This is a genomic window from Ferribacterium limneticum (genome assembly GCF_020510585.1).
Lineage (GTDB): Bacteria > Pseudomonadota > Gammaproteobacteria > Burkholderiales > Rhodocyclaceae > Azonexus.
In genome coordinates this window covers 4118299-4135878 of the sequence record NZ_CP075190.1, presented here as the reverse complement: position 1 = coordinate 4135878, position 17580 = coordinate 4118299, and the positions used below count along the sequence as shown (strand labels likewise).

Here is a 17580-nt window from a genome sequence, read left to right as displayed (position 1 = left end):
AAGCGGTTGGCGCGTGCCGGCATTTATAATTGCGGCTTCGAAAGTCGTGATTTTATCCGTCGATGCGCATTTTGATCGTGAAAACTTCCTCGCTCGGCGATGTTATCCATAACCTGCCGGTGGTCAGCGACATCCGGCGGCACTTCCCGGATGCGACGGTCGACTGGTGTGTCGAAGAGAGTTTCGCCGCCATTCCGCGCCTGCACCCCGGGGTAGGCAAGATCATTCCGGTCGCTGTCCGGCGCTGGCGAAAAACCCTGTTGAAGGCGGCAAGCTGGCGGGAGATGGCCGAGTTTCGTCGAGGTTTGCAGGCAAAGCCTTACGATGCTGTTGTCGATACCCAGGGCTTGCTGAAAAGCGCGTTGATGGCCAGTCAGGCCCATGGTCCGACCTTGGGTTATGACGCCAATTCGGCCCGCGAGCCGATGGTGGCGAGGTTATACGACCGGAAATTCAGCGTTTCCCGTGAGCTGCACGCCGTCGTCCGCAACCGTCGGCTGGCCGCTGCCGCACTGGGCTATGCGGCCGATGGCGAGCCCGATTACGGTATCGAGGCGACTCCTGCCGGGTTTGCCTGGCTGCCCCACCGGCCCTACGTCGTCTTCCTGACCGCCACCAGTCGCGACGACAAGCTGTGGCCGGAGGCCAACTGGCTGGCACTTGGTCAGCAACTGAATTTGCTCGGGATCAGTGCGGTTCTGCCCGGTGGCAGCCCAGTCGAACGCGAACGGGCAATCCGGCTGGCGGCGGGGATCCCCGGTGCCGTGGCCGCCCCAGCCATGAACATTCCCGATCTGGCGGCCCTGCTCGCCGGCGGACGCGCCGCCGTCGGTGTCGACACCGGCCTGACCCATCTTGCCGTTGCCCTCAAGGTGCCGACCGTTGCACTTTATACGGCAACCGATCCCGGCCTGACCGGCGTTCTCGGTGTCGGCTTTCATCGTAATCTGGGCGGGAAGAACCAGATTCCATCGCCGGCTGCCGTGCTGGCCGAATTGCAACTGGCGCTGGGCTGATGGCGCGTTTTTTCTATTCGCTGCTGCTTTACCTGATCACGCCACTGATCTGGCTGCGCCTGCTCTGGCGCAGCCGCAAGCAGCCGGAATATCTCCAGCATCTCGGCGAGCGCTATGGTTTCTATCGCCAGCCCGTGCCGGCAAAACTGATCTGGGTGCACGCCGTCTCGGTCGGCGAGACGCGCGCCGCCCAGCCGCTGATCGAAGGCTTGCAGGCGCGCTGGCCGGAGTATCGCATCCTGCTCACCGGCATGACGCCGACCGGCCGTGATGCCGGGCAGCAGGTCTATGGCAACAAGGTCATTCAAGCCTATCTGCCCTACGATTATCCCGGGGCAGTTGATCGTTTCTTCCGCCATTTTTCGCCAGCTTTCGGCGTGCTCATGGAAACGGAAATCTGGCCCAATCTGCTGGCAACCGGCAAGCGTCGCAAGGTGCCGATTTTTCTCGCCAACGCGCGTCTTTCCGTACGCTCAGCCCGCGGCTACGGGCGATTTTCGGCGCTGGCCGGGCCCGCATTTTCGGCGCTGGCCGGTGTCGCTGCGCAAACAGCGGGTGATGCCGAACGGATTGCCGTATTGGGCGCGACCACCGTCGAGGTTTGCGGCAACCTGAAATTCGATGTCACCCCACCGGCCGATAAACTCGCTCTCGGCCACGCATGGCGGGCGGCGATCGGCCAGCGGCCGGTCTGGCTGGCTGCCAGTACGCGCGAAGGCGAAGAGCCGCTGGTGCTCGAGGCGTGGCGCCGGGTGGCCGTTCCCGATGCCTTGCTTGTGCTTGTGCCGCGTCATCCGCAGCGTTTCGACGAAGTGGCCGGTTTGCTCCAGCAGCAGGGGCTGCGCAGCGTTCGGCGCAGCGCGGCCATGCCGGCAGCCGACACACAGGTCTGGCTCGGCGACAGCATGGGCGAGATGGCGGCCTATTTTACGCTGGCCGATCTGGCCTTCATCGGCGGAAGTTTGCTGCCTTTGGGCGGGCAGAACCTCATTGAGGCGGCAGCCTGCGACTGTCCGGTCGTCGTCGGGCCGCATACCTTCAATTTCAAGCAGGCGACCGAGGACGCGATTGTCGCGGGCGCCGCATTACGCGTCGACAGCCCGGAAATGCTCGGTCTTACGGTCAACCGGATTTTTGGCCAAAAAATGAAATTGGCCGAAATGCGGACAGCAGCGGGAATGTTCGCCCGCGCCCATCAGGGCGCGGCTGAGCGGATGCTGGCGCTTATAGCGCGCTGGACGGATCCAGCAGGGCGTTGATCTGGGCGACGTCATCCTCGCCCAGCGAACCAGTTGCCGCCTTCAAACGCAGTTGCGACAGCAGCGTGTCGAGCGTTGCCCTGGCCAGATCACGGCGGGTGACGTAAACCTGATTCTCGGCGTTCAGCACATCGATATTGATGCGCACGCCGACTTCGTAGCCCAGCTTGTTCGATTCCAGGGCCGACTGCGAAGAGACCAGCGCGGCCTTCAGGGCCTTGACCTGGGCCAGACCATTGGTCACGCCAAGATAATACTGGCGGGCCGACAGTGCGGCGCCACGGCGGGCGGCATCAAGGCCGGATTGCGCCGCTGTACGGTTGGCCGCCGCCTCGCGCTGGCGCGAAACGGTCAGACCGCCCTGAAATAGCGGAATATTGAGTTGAACGCCGACGTTGGTGTAATCGGTGTCGGCCAGGCCGTAAGCTGCGGCAAAGTTTTTCGAATGCCCCTGATTGGCGACCAGATCCAGCGTCGGATAATGGCCGGCGCGCTGCTTGTCCACCTCGCGTGCCGCAATGTCGGCTGCTGCCTGCTGGACCTGCACGGTGATGCTGTCCTTCTCGGCGGCAGCGACCCATTGGTTCATGTCGCTGGGCTGCGGCATTGTCAGTTCGGCGTCCTTGCGCGTGGTGGCCAGTGGGCCGGGCATCTTGCCGATAATCGACTGCAAGGCATGTTGTTTGACCTCGAAGTCGCTTTCAGCGGCGATTTCCTGGGCCGAAGCCAGGTCGTAGCGGGCCTGTGCTTCATGCGAGTCGGTGATGGTCGCGGTGCCGACCTCGAAGTTCTTTTTGGCTGATTCCAGTTGCTGGGCGATGGCAGTCTTGTTGGCGCGCACCGCCTTGAGGTTTTCGACGGCGTAGATCGCATCGAAATAGGCTTGCGCCACGCGCAGGATGAGATCCTGGCGGGCCTGAACGAAATTGGCTTCGGCCTGTGCCACCTGGATTTTGGCCTGGTCGTAGGAAACCCAGTTCTGCCAGCGGAACAGCGGCTGCGACAGGGTCAGCTGGTAGCCGTTGGAGTTGTATTGCGGCTTGGAGAGGGTCGGGCCATTGTGGGCCGAAATCTCGTTCTTGTTCCATACCGTATTGCCCGACAGCGTCAGACTGGGCAACAGGCCGGCCAGACCCTGCGGTGCTTTTTCGCGACCGGCATCGAGTGTTGCCCGAGCCGCGGCAAAGGTCGGGTCGTTATCCTGCGCATCGCGATAAACCTGCATCAGGTCGGCAGCAAACAGCGGCGAGGCGAGCAACGGAGAGACGAGCAACCAAGCGAGTTTTTTCATGCCTACCTCAATAACGACGCATGCTGGAATCGACTTCGCCGGCCCAAGCCTCGACGCCACCCATCAGGTTATAGACTGCAGAGTAGCCCTTGCGCTCCAGGAACATGGCGACCTGCATGCTGCGGCCGCCGTGGTGGCAGATGACAACGATTTCCTGCTCGGGGTCGATTTCGGCGCACCGCATCGGCACCAGATGCATGGGGATATTTTGCGATCCAGCCAGCTGGCACAGCTCGATCTCCCAAGGTTCGCGCACATCGAGCAAAACGGGATCAGGCCGGCTCTCGTCGGCCAGCCATTCGGCAAGTTGTTGGGCGCGAACCTGTTGCATCAGAACGAGAAGCTTTCCTTGGCGGCAACGCCGTCGAGGGCGGGAATGACCGTTTCGAACAGGTTGACCGTGTTGTAGATGCCGTCGGCCGTGCAGGTGATCAGTTGGGCTTCCATGACCGGTGCCTGGCCGACGACGACGGCCAGACGGCCGCCGACACGCAGTTGCTTGAGCAGGGCATCGGGTACGGTCGGCAGGGAGCCGGAAATGACGATGGCGTCGTAGGGGCCACGCTGGGGCCAACCATTGGCGCCGTCACCGAGTTCGACGGTGACATTGGTGACGCCGGCGCGCGCAAGATTCTGCTTGGCAATATCGACCAGCGCCGGGCGGCTCTCGACGGTAACCACGTGTTCGGCGCGGGCAGCCAGCAGGGCGGCCATGTAGCCGCTACCGGTGCCGATTTCGAGAACTTTGTCGGTTTTCTTGAGGCCCAGTTCCTGCAACATCTTGGCTTCGATCTTCGGGGCCAGCATCATCTGGCCGTTGCCAAGCGGGATTTCCATGTCGGCAAAAGCCAGGTTGCGATAAACCGGCGGTACGAAATCTTCGCGCTTGACGACAAAAAGGAGGTCAAGAACCTGCGGATCCAAAACCTCCCAGGGACGGATCTGCTGTTCGATCATGTTGAAGCGCGCTTGCTCGATGTTCATTGGTGGGTCTCCGCAGACTGAATATTAGCACGAGCTAATATATTGATTCGGACAAATTAAAATTATACCCGACTCTCTTTTTCCGGCTTGCGCAAACCCTGGCGCAGCAGGTCCATATGTATGCGCAAATAAGTCTCCGGATCGCTCTCGGCGCTTTGGCAGCAACTCATCGAATAACGCCAGATCAGCAGCATCAAAATGGGGGCGATAACCACGTCGACCGTGGTTTCGACGTCCATGGTGCGGAATTCGCCGCTGTTCATGCCGCGGCGCAGGGCGCTGGCAACCAGTGCGCGGCCGCGGCTGATGACGTTATCGTAGTAGTAGCTGGCCAGTTCAGGAAAGTTTCGCGCTTCAGCCACTATCAGCTTGGGGATGCCGGCAAAAGCGGTCTGGCCGATCTTTGTCCACCAATTTTGGAGCATGAGTTCGAGCAGCTCGAAGCTGCAACCGCTATGTTTGGCCGCGATTGCTTCGTTTTCGGCAATGACCGGGATGATCCCTTCCTGAACCACCGCCTTGAACAGCGCATTTTTGTTCTCGAAATAGAGATAGAGCGTTCCTTTTGAAACGCCGGCGCGCGCCGCCACATCTTCCAGACGGGTGGCGGCGAAGCCTTTTTCGACGAACAGATGAAGCGCCGCTTCGAGAAGTTCGGAGGGGCGGGCTTCCTTGCGTCGCTTGCGGGGGGTGGGGATGGCGGACATGGTAACTTAATGACTCTTTGGTCATTAAGTTACCATCGTGCCGGCTCTCCGGTCAACGGCCTTCCTTGATCAGGCGGCCGCCCGAGGGCTGGATCGGCCGGGCATTGTTCTTGTAGAGCCGGCTGAAGATGTTGATCTGATCCGGCGATACCTGCACCGGCTGCTTCATGACCAGCCACAGCACGCCTTCGGAACAGGGGGGCGTGGTTAGCGAGCCCATGTAGGTGTAATAGTTGCGGGAGGCAGGCAGCAGGGCGTTGAGGTCGATCGTCGTAGTGGGTGGCGCTACCGGCAGGTTCTTTTCCAGCGGCATGTTATTCCACAGGGTCTGGATGAAAGCGTTCTCCGTGCCGCGCTCGAGCAGCACGGCAACGACCGCAAGCTGGCCATCGTCGGCCTTGTGCACGAGGTGGACGACCATGTCGAAACGCTGGCCATTGACCTTTTCTTCCGACGGGCGATGGAAATGGAACTGGACCAGTTCATAGGTCTTGCCGGTCAGCGAAATCGAGCTCTCGCCGATCTCAACCTGAACCGTGTGGCCATTGTCGATGATGCGGAAGGTCGATGGCTGGTAAGAGAACTTGATCGGCTCCAGATCAACCTTGATGCCATCCTTGATGTCGATCGGCGACTGCCGCTCGCCAACGGCGCAAACCTTGTTTTTCTGATCAAGTTTCGACCAGTTTTCCGGGCCGCCGGCGCCTTCGTAATCCCAATGAATGTTCGCATGCTGCACGGCCGGTTCGCTGTGGGCCAGTTCGAGCATGTAGCCTTCGGAGTGGGTGCTCTGGGGCTTGGGCGCCTTTTTCGGCTTGGGCGCGGGGGCTTGGCTGGTGTGAACGACGACGGTCGCGGGCTTCGGCGCGGCGACCTTGGCCGGCGCTGGCGTCGGCGCAGGTGGCGGCGGAGCGGGGGGTGCTGCTTCCTTGGCGCCTTCCATGGCCGCCTTGAGATTCGGCCTGATCGACGGAATCGCACTTTCCTTGGGTGGTGCTGCGCCATGCGATGCGTCGCTGGCTTTCACGGCATCGGGCTTTTCGGCCTTGGCCATTTCCTTCTTGAGCATCGCCTCGTTGGCCGCTTTTAGCTGACCGGCTGCCTCGTTGGCTTTCTGGGCGATTTCGGCGGCGCCTTCCTTGGGCGGGCGACAGACTTCGCGCAGCACCTTGTCGTCCAGCGTACCGGTGCGCACCGGCAGGTCGGCCCCCTTAATGTTTTCTTCGCGGACAACGTCATTTTCATTTTTCTTGAAAATGCGCTTGATCGTGTTGGCACTGCGCGTTGTGCAGTCGTAGCGGGTAACCGCTTCAATGACGCGGTAGGGCGCGCCGGAACGGCCGTCCACCAGTTCTTTTTCGAGCACGACGCGACCCTGTGCCTCAACGATGTTCCCATCACGTTTCAGGCTGGTGCGGTTGAGTTCAATACGTTTGCCCGGTTCGGATGAAATAGTTTGCCAGGCGGGCGCGGCTGCAACACCGAAAGGCAGGGCGACCAGCAGGCTGGCGATCATCAATAGGCGCATCTTGGTTCCTCGTTTTCTCTTTGAATTCTGGCGCTTGTCGATGATATTTCGGCTGATTTCGAGAATTCTTGAGTGCATTTTGTCATTCCTTGCATTTTGCCTGTGTTTCCAGTAACTTGCAGCCTCTCGTTAGGGGTGCCCGACTGGATTCGGGCTGAGAATCACCCTTCGAACCTGACCGGGTCATGCCGTCGTAGGGAAACGAACTTTGTTGCTCCTTGCCCGTCTTACCCCGCTGCATCCACGCAAGGAATAACCATGAACGCCACCGAACAGTTTCTCGCCGCCAACGCCCACGTTGACGAAGCCGCAGTCCAGCCACTGCCCAATTCCCGCAAGATTTACGTCGAAGGTTCCCGCCCCGACATCCGCGTCCCGATGCGCGCCATTTCGCAGGACGACACGCCGACCGCCTTTGGTGGCGAAAAGAATCCGCCGATCTACGTTTATGACTGCTCCGGCCCCTATTCCGACCCGGCTGCCAAGATCGACATCCGCAACGGCCTGCCCGCCCTGCGCGCCGGCTGGATTGCCGAACGTGGCGATGTTGAAGAACTGGCCGACCTGAGTTCCGAATTCGGCCGCAAGCGCGCCACCGACAAGGCTCTCGACGAACTGCGCTTCCCCGGTTTGCACCGCAAGCCGCTGCGCGCCAAGGCCGGCCAGAACGTCAGCCAGATGCACTACGCCCGCCAGGGCATCATCACCCCCGAGATGGAATACGTCGCCATCCGCGAAAACAACAATCGCCGCGCCTACATCGAATCCCTACGGTCAACCGGAAAAATGGGCGAAAAAATGGCGGCCCTGCTCTGCCGCCAGCACCCCGGCCAGAACTTCGGCGCCAGCATTCCCGAGGAAATCACCCCGGAGTTCGTCCGCAGCGAAATCGCCCGTGGCCGCGCCATCATCCCCAACAACATCAACCACCCGGAAAGCGAGCCGATGATCATCGGCCGCAATTTCCTCGTGAAAATCAACGCCAACATCGGCAACTCGGCCCTCGGCTCCAGCATTCAGGAAGAAGTCGAGAAAATGACCTGGTCGATCCGCTGGGGCGGTGACACCGTGATGGACCTGTCCACCGGCAAGAACATCCACGAAACCCGCGAATGGATCATCCGCAACAGCCCGGTGCCGATCGGCACCGTGCCGATCTATCAGGCGCTGGAAAAGGTCAACGGCAAGGCCGAAGACCTGACCTGGGAAATCTTCCGCGACACGCTGATCGAACAGGCCGAACAAGGCGTCGACTACTTCACCATCCACGCCGGCGTGCTGCTGCGCTACGTGCCGCTCACCGCCAACCGGATGACCGGCATCGTCAGCCGTGGCGGTTCGATCATGGCCAAGTGGTGTCTGGCCCACCACAAGGAAAGCTTCCTCTACACCCACTTCGAGGAAATCTGCGAAATCATGAAGGCCTACGACGTCGCCTTCAGCCTCGGCGACGGCCTGCGTCCCGGCTCGATCTACGACGCCAACGACGAAGCTCAGCTCGGCGAACTCAAGACCCTCGGCGAACTGACCCAGATCGCCTGGAAGCACGATGTGCAAGTCATGATCGAAGGCCCCGGTCATGTGCCGATGCACATGATCAAGGAGAACATGGACCTGCAACTGGATCAGTGCAGCGAAGCCCCGTTCTACACCCTCGGTCCCTTGACCACCGACATCGCCCCGGGTTACGACCACATCACCAGCGGCATCGGCGCCGCCATGATCGGCTGGTACGGCACGGCCATGCTCTGCTATGTCACGCCGAAAGAACACCTCGGCCTGCCCGACAAGGACGATGTCAAGGTCGGCATCATCACCTACAAACTCGCCGCCCACGCCGCCGACCTCGCCAAGGGCCACCCCGGCGCCCAGATCCGCGACAACGCGCTGTCCAAGGCCCGTTTCGAATTCCGCTGGGACGACCAGTTCAACCTCGGCCTCGATCCGGACAAGGCGCGCGAGTTCCACGACGAAACCCTGCCCAAGGAATCGGCCAAGGTCGCCCACTTCTGCTCGATGTGCGGCCCGCATTTCTGCTCGATGAAGATCACGCAGGAAGTCCGCGAGTTTGCAGCGCAGCAGGGCTTGGATGAAGCGGCGGCGCTGGAGAAGGGGATGGAAGTTAAGTCCGTCGAATTCGTTAAAGCAGGCGCCGAGGTTTATAGCAAGGTGTAAGTCTAGTTTAAGCCATGACAATGAAAACGGGCCGCAATCGCGGCCCGTTTTACTTAGTGGCTCAATGCCTGCCAGCGACTGATTTGCGGTGTATCCGGCGCATCCCATTGGACATGGGTTGCGGCAACGCGTTGGCGTTCCGTTTCATCGTCCAATTGCTTGAGCACGGCCTGCGGATCGGCATTGGCGGGCGCTCCGCTTAGAACCTTGCGTGTTCCGCCGCCTGACTTGGTGCTGATGTTGGCAGGCGGCTCGGTGAAATAGACGTCCGCTCCGGCGGCCAGCCAGCGCGGTGCGCCGAGCTTTCTCGGTGGAACTTCGGTGGCGTTGCCGTAGGCGGCAGTCCATTCGATCAGCGGGCTGGCGCCGGCGACGTTGTAGACGTAATGCCGGCTATGTCCCTGCAGGTCGGGGTGAAAGCGTTCGATTTCCTGTCCTGTCCGGGTTTGGGCGAGCAGTTCGGTCTTGTCATCGAGGCGAACGGCGAGGTTGTAGCTGCCGTAGGGCGCGACCATGAAATGCTGGTCGCCCAGCGTGACTTGAACCGGCTGGTTCAGCCCGTTGAATACCGAGATGTCGCTTTCCTGTGAGGCGCTGCCACTGAACCCGAGGACGGCGCCGACAATGGCCCCGGCACCGAGCAGGCGGATGCCGGCGAAGACCGGGCCATCGGCGATTTTCAGGCGATCCCACCAGCCGAGCTTGGTCTGCCGCTCGCGTTCGGAGCCGATCAGCCGGATTGGGTAATCGCCCGGAACGATACTGGCTGCGGGAGCTGGACTTGCTGTCTCGGGCTGTTGCAGGGCTTCGGCGATCTGGTTTTCGCTGCGCAGCAGTTGCTCGAGACAGGCTGAACTCAAGGCGGAGCAGGCGCCGGCTGCGGCGTTGACCCAGCCGTCGATGACGTTCAGCCAGTCGCTGATGTTTTCATTGCCGGCTTCCGGCAGTTTCAGTTCGCCCAGCATGGCGTCCCATGAGTCGACTTTCAGGCGATCCAGCAATGTCTGATCAAGGTGCACGGTCGCGCGCGTTTCGTACAGGTTGAAGAGCACGCCATGCAGTTCGTTGGCGGCGGCTATCAGGCGCTTCAGTTCTTTCTTGCTGACCTTGCCGTCGGCGGTGACGACGGCATAGACGTTGCCCAGCATGCCCTGCGCGTCGCGCAGATCGGCTTCGCTGTGCTCGGCGAAATGCAGGGTGTTGATCAGGCCGCTCAGGTATTCCGGCCAGCCTTGGCCGAGTTGTCGGGCGGCGGTGAGGTGCAGGCTGCGACAGCGGCGGTCATGTTCGAGCACGCGTTCGCGCAGGACATCGGCTTCCTGACGGACTTGCGTCATGACTTGCGGTAGTTCGCGACGGGATATTTCGCGACCGCGGAATACGAGGCGCTTGCCGCGGGCTTCGTAGCGTTTGTCGTGCAGCGCCTTCAGGCAGGCGTATTCCTCGTCCAGATCGCGCAGCTTGGCGAGGTCGGTTGCCAGCACGGGTGGATAAAGCTTATTGACGGCTTGCGGCAGGGTTGAGACATCGACCCTCGCGGAATAGAGTTCATCCGCTTTCGATACGTGCCGGGTCAGGGGGCGGCCGATGAAGGCGCCGCGGTAGCGGGCATCGTACTGTTGCAGGCGATAGTGCTCGTCGAGGGCATCCAGCGTCTCTTCGGCCGAGGCGAATTCGCCTTCCATTGCGCCGAATGCCTGCTTTGCCAGTGCCGCCTTGACGGCCGGGAGATTCTCGAAAAGCAGGCTGGCACTGCGCTCGTCCCGCCGGGCCGAAATGTAGGTCCGCTTGGCGTTGTCTTCGCGGTCGGAACTGGCCGGATGGGTCGACCACATTTGCGGAGGTTGGGCAAAACCGGTCTTGAAGACGCGCTCCTTTTGCCCCAATGTCGGTGTCGCGCCATAGTCCGGATCGTCGAGGATACGCGCCATCGTTTCGATGATGCGGGATTGCACGGCATACAGGTCGTGCACCTTTCTGCCGCGCCCCAGTTGGCTGTTGGCGAAGCTCAGCGTGCGCGCCCAGGCGTCGTCGGCGGCCTGCAGTTTGTGCAGGGCATTGACGATTTCGTCGCTGCCGGTCAGCGAGACGGCGACCAGATCGGCGTGGAACTCCATTTGCCGGGATAGCGATCGCTGGGCCAGAACGACGAGCCGCAGCAGGCTGTCCATGAGGGAGCGGATCGACCAGACAATCAGGGACAGCAGCCAGCCGATCCAGGCTATGCGCGGATCGGTGCGGGAAATGCCGGCCAGGAATTTGTCCAGTGCATCGCGCCGATGAATGATCTGGTTGGCGATTTGCTGGGCGATATAAACCCAGCTGCCGATGGCCATCGAGCGTTGGGCAAAATGGCCGAATTCGTGAGCCAGCACGGCCTTGAGTTCGCTCAGGTTGAGGACATTGACCAGCGGCAGGCCGATTTCCAGATTCTTGCGCGAGGGAAAGAGCAGGTTGAGGATGGAAAGATCGTAAAACACCGCCGCATTGACCTTGGCCGATAGATAGACATGGGCCGGACGGGGCGCGCCCGCTTCGTCGGCAAGGCGATTGAGGAATTCGAACAGGCGCGGCTGGTCGGCCGCTTTCAGTTCAAGCAGATCCTTGTTTTCGCCGCGCTGGATGAAGAACAGCGCCTTCAGCATGAAGATGGCGAGAAAGGCCGATCCTCCGCCAACCAGCCAGTTGGCGAAGTTGCCGCCGCCGCTGACGATGGCATCCTCAATCAGCCGCCAGGCGGTGGCGACAAACCAGCCGGCCAGAAACAGGTAAATGAGAACGAAACCGGCCAGGCTGACGCCGGCCAGCCAGGCTCGTTGTTTATAGGTCGGGCTGGGCTGGGTCAGCTCGCTCGGGATGTCGGTCGGCCCCTTCGGATATAGCGTGTCCATTTTGCTAAGTTCCCCTTGAGTGAATCGATTTGCGCCTGGTTGTCAGTCGGGTCGTTGAGACGACCTTTATTTTCCCGAGATGTCGGCCAGGGGCATGTCGGAATTAGCACAGCGGCATTTTCAGGGATGGTATCCAAACGCCGGAATCAGAGCAATCGCCCGGTCGCACGGGGAAAGTTCGGGAAGAATCCATTTACAGACATTTACAGCCTGCTAACCCGCCTTAACGGTGTCTCGGGGGAGTATTCGTCCTGTCGTCGGGCATCCCCCGAAGCTTGAAATCAAAGGACTGAACGTGAATTTTCCCAAATTGAGTTTGAAGCGCTTTCTGGTGGCGGCGGCGATTTCGCTGGTCGTGCCGTTGGCGGCCCTAGGGGTTGGCCAGCGGGTTGGCAGTTGCGGTGCTGGGCCGGCTACGGAATCGGGAAAGATGCCGCCGTATTTGCGCCAGCTGGATTTGAGCGAGGCACAGCGCGACCGGGTTTTCGAGATCATGCACGGGCAGGCGCCGGCCATGCGCGTGAAGGTGAAGGCAGTGCGCAATGCCGAGGAGTCGCTGCGCAGGCTGGTGTTGTCGACTGAATATACCGAGCCGAAGGCGCGCGCGTTGTCGGATGATGCGGCCAAGGCGACGGCAGAGCTGGCGTTGGCGCGGGCCATGGCCGAGCGACAGGTTTATGAGGTGCTGAGCGCCGAGCAGCGCAGCCAGTTGGCCAAGTTGAAGGCCGCCGGCAAGGTGCCTATGGACGGGCGCGGTGGTGAGCGCCGTCCGCCTCCCGGCGATTAATCAAGGTTTTGGCTGTTGCTTGAAGGGCAGTAGCCACGCGATCTACCCCCTTGCCCGCCCCGGCTCAATTCGTGGTCGCGGCGGGCCTTTTTACATCGTTTAACACCTGTGAAGATCGCAGGCGGTGAAAATATCCGGATGAATTTCATGTCGTTTTCAAGAGGGCCGAGTTGTCGCCTGTTGCTTGCCGTTTTATGGGTTGTTGGCTCGCTCAGCGCCTGTTCCGGCCTGCCTTCGGTCGGGCCGGACTATCAGGCGCCAGGGTGGTCCATGCCGAGCGGTTGGCTGGCGGCCAAAGTCGGTGATTCTCGGCCGCCGGCAACGGATTCCGCCGTTTCTGGCGATGCCACGGTCAACCGGAAAAATAGCCCAAAATCGCAAAGTGACTGGTGGCGGCAACTGGGCGATCCGGCGCTTGATACCCTGATCGCCTCCGCCCAATCCGGCAGCCTCGATCTCAAGGCAGCGCAGGCTCGCTTGCGGCAGGCGCGAGCCAGTCGGGCGCAGGCGGTGAGCGGCTATTTACCGCAAGTGTCGGCGTCGACGGGCGTTAGCCGGACAAAGAACGCCACGGCCGTCAATGCCCTGCCGACGCGTACGTTGTACGACGCCGGATTCGACGCCAGTTGGGAACTCGATCTTTTCGGCGGCACGCGGCGGGCGGTCGAGGCGGCGAGTGCCGATCTGGCGGCGAGCGAGGCCAGTCTGGAAAACGTCCGGGTTTCGCTGGTTGCCGAGGTGGCGCAGAACTACGTTGAGTGGCGCGCTTACCAGTTGCGGCTGGCGATTGCTCGGGCCAATCTGGCCAGCCAAAGCGAAACGGCGCAGATCACCGAATGGCGCGAGCAGGCCGGGCTGGCCAGTAGCGCCGATGTCGAGCAGGCGCGGACCAGCCGCGAGCAAACGCGGGCCAGCATGCCGGACCTTGAGGTCGGGATGGCGGCGGCGGAAAACCGGCTGGCCACCTTGCTCGGCCGGCAACCCGGCGCCCTGCATGAACAATTGCTGGCCTCGCAGGCCCGGCCGGTCGTGCCACCGACGGTGGCGACCGGCATCCCGGCCGATGTGTTGACCCAGCGACCTGATCTGATCGTTGCCGAGCGCACGCTGGCGGCGGAAACGGCGCGCATCGGGCAGAAGCAGGCGGCGCGCTTTCCCAGTCTGTCGCTCGGTGGCTCGTTCGGCTGGCAGGCTTACAGCCTCGACGCGCTGGGCAGCAGCGCCAGCTTGGTGCGGGCGGCGAGCGGCACTTTGGCGGCCATGCTGTTCGATGGCGGCAAGCTGCGCGCTGCCGTGGATTTGCAGACGGCGGTGCAGGAAGCGGCGCTGGTGGCCTACGAGAGCGCTGTGTTGACCGCGCTGGAAGAGGTCGAAAACGCGCTGACTGCCCACGCGCAGGCCCGCAACCGGGTGGTCGCCCGGGAAGCGGCGGCCGTTTCGGCGCGCAACGCGGCGACCTTGAGCCGACAGATGTACGAAGCCGGCCTCGCCGACTTCCAGAAAGTGCTGGAAACCCAGCGCACCCAATTGACGGCCGAAGACTCTCTGGCCACCGCCCAGTCGGCCGTGCTGACCACGCTGATCCAGCTCTACAAGGCGCTCGGCGGCGGCTGGCAGTCGGCCAATCAAAGTGATCGAACATGACAAAAAGTACGGATACCTCGTCGGCGGCGCTCGTCGCGCTGCTCAGCAAGAACACTCCCAAGGGCGCCGGTCAACGGCGGCTGTGGCTGATCGGCGGCGGCATTGCCGTCGTGGCCGTGCTGTGGCTGGCCTTTTCCGGCGGCAACGGCCAGCCGGCCGGCCAATACCTGACCGAGGAGGCGGCCGTCGGCAATCTGCTGGTCACCGCCTCGGCCAGCGGCACGCTGCAGCCGACCAAGTCGGTCGATGTCGGCTCCGAGCTTTCCGGCACGCTGTCCAGTGTGTTGGTGCAGGAAAACGATGTGGTCAAGAAAGGCCAGTTGCTGGCCCAGCTCGATACCGCCAAATTGAAGGATGGCGTGGCCAAATCGCAGGCCGCGGTGGCGGCGGCGGAGGCCTCGGTGGCGCTGGCGCAGGCGACGGTGGCCGAAACGTCGGCGTCGCTGAATCGCATGCGGCAGGTCGCCGAGCTTTCCGGCGGCAAGGTGCCGGCCAAGACCGAGCTGGAGACCGCCGATGCGGCCCGGCAACGGGCCATCGCCAGCCTGGCCAGCGCCCGGGCCGAGGTGGTGCAGGCGCGGGCGACGCTGAAAACGGACGAAACCAATCTTGGCAAGGCGACTATCCGTTCGCCGGTTGATGGCGTCGTGCTGACCCGCAAGGTGGAGCCGGGCCAGACCGTGGTGGCGGCGATGACGACGCCGGTGCTTTTCGTGCTGGCCGAGGATCTGGCCAAAATGGAGTTGCAGGTCAAGGTCGATGAGGCTGATGTCGGCAATGTCAAAGCGGGCCAGACGGCGAGTTTCACCGTGTCGGCCTGGCCGGGGCGCAAGTTTCCGGCGAGCATTCAGCGTGTCGGATTGGGCTCGACGACGACCGACAACGTCGTCACCTACAAGACCATTTTGCAGGTCAATAACGACGATCTTGCGCTGCGGCCGGGGATGACGGCGACGGCTACTATCGTCACGGCAAGCCGCGACAAGGTGCTGCTGGTGCCCAATGCGGCGTTGCGTTTCACGCCGCCGGGCGAGGGGGCTGGGGCGAAAGAGCGCGGCATTGTCGCCCGCCTGATGCCCGGCCCGCCACCGGAGGCGCCGAAAAATCGCCCGGTGGCAGCCAAGGGCAGCGGCGATGGGCAGGTCTGGGTGCTGGTCGATGGTCGGCCGCAGGCGGTGGCGCTGAAAACCGGCGTCAGTAACGGGCGCCAGACCGAAGTGCTGGGCGGCGATTTGCCGGTGGGTGCGGCGGTGATTTCCGACTATCAGGCGGCGAAAAAGTGAGTTGCTACGGTCAACCGGAAAAAACGGCCAAAATTGAAATGGCGGCGAGGCTACTGTGAGCGCGCCCTTGATCGAACTACGCGCCATCACCAAGACCTATGGCGCAGGCCAGACGGCTTTTCAGGCGCTGGGCGGCGTCGATCTGAGCATAGCGGCGGGTGAATTCGTGGCGGTGATGGGGCCGAGTGGCTCCGGCAAATCGACGGCGATGAACCTGCTCGGCTGCCTCGATACGCCGACCTCCGGCGAGTACCGTTTTCAGGGCATCAACGTCGAGCAGCTCGACCGCAACCAGCGGGCGCTGCTGCGTCGGCAATGTCTTGGCTTCGTCTTTCAAGGATTCAATTTGTTGGCGCGAACCTCGGCGCAGGAGAACGTCGAGCTGCCGCTGCTTTATCGCGGTGAGCCGGCTGCAGTGCGCCACACGGCGGCCCGCGCCGCTCTCGCCAAGGTCGGCCTCGACGGCTGGGAAACGCACACCCCGGCCGAGCTTTCCGGCGGCCAGCAGCAGCGTGTCGCGATTGCCCGGGCCATCGTCACCAACCCGCTCGTGCTGCTCGCCGACGAGCCGACCGGCAACCTCGACAGCAAGCGCAGCCACGAGATCATGGACCTGCTCGGGCGGCTGAACAGCGAACAGGGCATCACCATCATCATGGTCACCCACGAGCCGGACATGGCGCAGTACGCGCGGCGCATCGTGCATTTTGTCGACGGTCTGGTGGACAGTGACAGCGCGACGGAGGGGGCATGATCCTGAACGCACTCCTGCTCGCCCTGCGCGAGATCCGCCGCAACCTGCTGCGCTCCTTTCTGACTGTGCTCGGCATCGTCATCGGCGTCGGCGCGGTGATCACCATGGTGACACTGGGCAACGGCGCAACGAAGATGGTTTCCGACCAGATTGCCAGCCTCGGCAGCAACCTGCTCATGGTCATGCCCGGCCAGCGCCTTGGCCCGGGGCGCGACAGTGCCGGCGCGCCGAAATTCAAGATCGCCGACATCGAGGCTATTCAGCAACAGGTCAATGGCCTCAAGGTTGTCGCGCCGGTCGTCGGCAGCCCCGTAACGCTGGTCGCCGGGACGCAGAACTGGTCGTCGACGGTGAGCGGCACGAGCAACGACTACTTCATCGCCGGCAACTGGAAAATCGCCGCCGGGCGGCAGTTTAGCGATGACGAGGAACGCGCCGGCAAGGCCGTCTGCGTGATCGGCAATACCGTCAAAAAAGAATTGTTTGGCGCCGGCAATCCGGTCGGCAGCAGCATCCGCGTCAAGACCTTCGACTGCGAGGTGATCGGCCTGCTCGTCGCCAAGGGCCAGGGCGGCATGGGTCAGGATCAGGACGACACGGTGCTGATGCCGCTGCGCACGACGCAACGCCGGCTGACCGGCACGCTCGACATCGGCAGTGTCATGGTCTCGCTCAAGGACGGCACCGACGCGACCGTCGCCATCGCACAGCTGCGCAGCCTGTTGCGCGAACGGCGCAAGCTGGCCGACAACGCCGACGACAATTTCAACGTGATGGACACCAAACAGATCGCCGAAACGCTCTCCGGCACCATCGGCACGATGACTGCGCTGCTCGGCGCGGTGGCTGCCGTCAGCCTGCTCGTCGGCGGCATCGGCATCATGAACATCATGCTCGTGTCGGTCACCGAACGGACCCGCGAAATCGGCATCCGGCTGGCTATCGGGGCGCTGGAAAACGAGGTGCTCTGGCAATTCCTGATCGAAGCCGTGGTGCTCTCCGCCTGCGGCGGCTTGGTCGGCGTGGCGCTGGCCTTTGTCGCCTGTCTCGGACTGTCGTCGCTGATGCACATGCCTTTCCTGTTCAACCCGGCCATCAACCTGACGGCCTTTGGCTTCTCGGCAGCGATTGGGGTGATTTTCGGCTATGTGCCGGCGCGCCGGGCGGCGCAACTCGATCCGATTGAGGCGCTGCGGCACGAGTAGGCGTTTTCAATTTTGGCCATTATTTCCGGTTGACCGTAGCAAGCGCACTTTTCATC

At 62.4% G+C, this 17580-nt stretch carries 14 protein-coding genes and 1 riboswitch; of the genes, 8 read left to right on the top strand and 6 right to left on the bottom strand.

Annotated elements, in window-relative coordinates:
* The first annotated feature begins 77 nt into the window (after positions 1–77).
* On the top strand, positions 78–1016 hold the full coding sequence (waaC, locus tag KI613_RS19740; protein ID WP_264181443.1) for a lipopolysaccharide heptosyltransferase I: 939 nt from the start codon (positions 78–80) through the stop codon (positions 1014–1016).
* Entirely contained in the window at positions 1013–2275 is a 1263-nt protein-coding gene (waaA, locus tag KI613_RS19735; RefSeq protein WP_404827019.1) for a lipid IV(A) 3-deoxy-D-manno-octulosonic acid transferase, read from the top strand. The genes waaC and waaA overlap by 4 nt, the downstream gene beginning before the upstream one ends.
* Here waaA and KI613_RS19730 read toward each other — a convergent pair.
* The 5 genes from KI613_RS19730 to KI613_RS19710 all read right to left on the bottom strand — a co-directional run bounded on the left by KI613_RS19730 (position 2241) and on the right by KI613_RS19710 (position 6785).
* On the bottom strand, positions 2241–3566 hold the full coding sequence (locus KI613_RS19730; protein ID WP_226402697.1) for a TolC family outer membrane protein: 1326 nt from the start codon (positions 3564–3566) through the stop codon (positions 2241–2243). The genes waaA and KI613_RS19730 overlap by 35 nt on opposite strands.
* A 7-nt stretch (positions 3567–3573) precedes the next feature.
* Complete coding sequence (locus KI613_RS19725) at positions 3574–3897, bottom strand: rhodanese-like domain-containing protein (RefSeq protein ID WP_226402695.1); 324 nt, start codon at positions 3895–3897, stop codon at positions 3574–3576.
* Positions 3897–4550, bottom strand: a complete 654-nt coding sequence (locus tag KI613_RS19720) for a protein-L-isoaspartate O-methyltransferase family protein (protein WP_226402693.1) — start codon at positions 4548–4550, stop codon at positions 3897–3899. Before KI613_RS19720 ends, KI613_RS19725 begins: the two co-directional genes overlap by 1 nt.
* A 62-nt stretch (positions 4551–4612) precedes the next feature.
* Entirely contained in the window at positions 4613–5257 is a 645-nt protein-coding gene (locus KI613_RS19715; protein ID WP_226402691.1) for a TetR/AcrR family transcriptional regulator, read from the bottom strand.
* 52 nt (positions 5258–5309) lie between these two features.
* A complete protein-coding gene (locus KI613_RS19710; protein ID WP_226402689.1) occupies positions 5310–6785 on the bottom strand; it encodes a carbonic anhydrase in 1476 nt (491 codons plus the stop codon).
* 121 nt (positions 6786–6906) lie between these two features.
* Positions 6907–7002: riboswitch (TPP riboswitch) on the top strand.
* 41 nt (positions 7003–7043) lie between these two features.
* Here KI613_RS19710 and thiC point away from each other — a divergent pair.
* Positions 7044–8960, top strand: a complete 1917-nt coding sequence (gene thiC / locus KI613_RS19705) for a phosphomethylpyrimidine synthase ThiC (RefSeq protein ID WP_226402687.1) — start codon at positions 7044–7046, stop codon at positions 8958–8960.
* Between the two features lie 53 nt (positions 8961–9013).
* On the opposite strand, the gene KI613_RS19700 is transcribed toward thiC, so the two are convergent.
* Positions 9014–11851 (bottom strand): M48 family metallopeptidase, encoded by a 2838-nt coding sequence (locus tag KI613_RS19700; RefSeq protein ID WP_226402685.1) that lies wholly within the window; start codon positions 11849–11851, stop codon positions 9014–9016.
* 295 nt (positions 11852–12146) lie between these two features.
* On the opposite strand from KI613_RS19700, the gene KI613_RS19695 reads away from it, so the two are divergent.
* From KI613_RS19695 to KI613_RS19675, 5 genes are all read left to right on the top strand, one after another.
* Entirely contained in the window at positions 12147–12638 is a 492-nt protein-coding gene (locus KI613_RS19695; RefSeq protein WP_226402683.1) for a Spy/CpxP family protein refolding chaperone, read from the top strand.
* 147 nt (positions 12639–12785) lie between these two features.
* Positions 12786–14282 (top strand): efflux transporter outer membrane subunit, encoded by a 1497-nt coding sequence (locus tag KI613_RS19690; protein WP_226402681.1) that lies wholly within the window; start codon positions 12786–12788, stop codon positions 14280–14282.
* Positions 14279–15565 (top strand): efflux RND transporter periplasmic adaptor subunit, encoded by a 1287-nt coding sequence (locus tag KI613_RS19685; protein WP_226402679.1) that lies wholly within the window; start codon positions 14279–14281, stop codon positions 15563–15565. Before KI613_RS19690 ends, KI613_RS19685 begins: the two co-directional genes overlap by 4 nt.
* Positions 15566–15620: 55 nt before the next feature.
* Positions 15621–16319 carry an ABC transporter ATP-binding protein gene (locus KI613_RS19680; RefSeq protein WP_319004079.1) on the top strand — a complete coding sequence of 233 codons (699 nt, stop codon included), beginning with the start codon at positions 15621–15623 and terminating at the stop codon, positions 16317–16319.
* A complete protein-coding gene (locus KI613_RS19675) occupies positions 16316–17524 on the top strand; it encodes an ABC transporter permease (protein WP_226402677.1) in 1209 nt (402 codons plus the stop codon). The genes KI613_RS19680 and KI613_RS19675 overlap by 4 nt, the downstream gene beginning before the upstream one ends.
* Positions 17525–17580 lie beyond the last annotated feature (56 nt).